A 1,043-nucleotide genomic window follows, 5' to 3' on the forward strand; every position below is an offset into this window, starting at 1 on the left:
AATTTGTGTCGTGTTTGACCGATTAAGGTCTGAAGAAAAGATGCTACAAAAGGAGGCATCAGAGCTTGGACATGACACATCGATGATTGATGCTAAGATAACTCAAATTAACACAGATTCTAAAAGTACAGATTTTGATTTTGGAGATGTGGTGCTTGAGCGCTGCGTTAGCTATTTCCGAGGATTGCACTTTACTTCTTGTTTAGAGTTCATGGGAGTACCTGTTTGGAACAAGTTCGATGTAGCTTCTAACTGTGGAAATAAAATGTTCATGACTTTGCTTCTCAAGAAAGGAAATGTTCCAACTCCAAAAACTTACTTTTCATTCTCAAAGGATGCAGCTGAAGAAAACATCGAAGATGTAGGATATCCTCTAGTGATTAAACCAGTGATAGGTTCATGGGGTCGTGGTGTAATTCCAATCAAAGACCGTGATACACTTGATGCAATAATTGAGATGCGAGAGTTATCTGATACTCCACATGATAGGATTTACTATTTCCAAGAACTAATTGAGAGGCCACCACGAGACATTCGTGTAATTACAGTTGGAGACCGCGCAATTGCTGCAATGTATAGAAAATCAGCTGATGGTGGATTCAAAACTAACATTGCATTGGGGGCCGACCCAGAATTGTGTGAGCTAACACCAGAGATTGAAGAGTTAGCTGCTAAAGCTTCTCAAGCAGTTGGAGGTGGAATCCTAGGCGTAGATATGATGGAAGACAAGCAAAAAGGACTCGTAGTGCACGAGGTAAACAACACTGTAGAGTTTAAGGGACTAGCCAAGGTTGCAAAAAACAATATTCCTAAAGAGATGATAGAGTTTGCAATAAACTCAATTAGAAAATAACCAACACAAGTGGTTAATTCAAATTAATTTAACATCTTTTTTTATACTATTTTTCAAAATTTCATGTAGATTTGAAAATTAGAACTAAATTAATTATTGGACTAGCTTCATTGATTGTAGTATTTGCCATTGGATTAACCATTGACATATTTGAGCAAGAAAAAATTCAACGTGTTGCAGATTATCATAA

Annotated in this window: 1 protein-coding gene; it reads left to right on the forward strand. The window is 37.0% G+C overall.

Annotation, left to right across the window (positions count from 1 at the left end):
* Position 1: 1 nt before the first annotated feature.
* A complete protein-coding gene (gene lysX / locus C6988_RS10505) occupies positions 2-853 on the forward strand; it encodes a lysine biosynthesis protein LysX (RefSeq protein WP_255464478.1) in 852 nt (283 codons plus the stop codon).
* The last annotated feature ends 190 nt before the right edge of the window (positions 854-1,043 follow it).

This window comes from Nitrosopumilus sp. b1, from assembly GCF_014078545.1.
Taxonomy (GTDB): Archaea; Thermoproteota; Nitrososphaeria; order Nitrososphaerales; family Nitrosopumilaceae; genus PXYB01.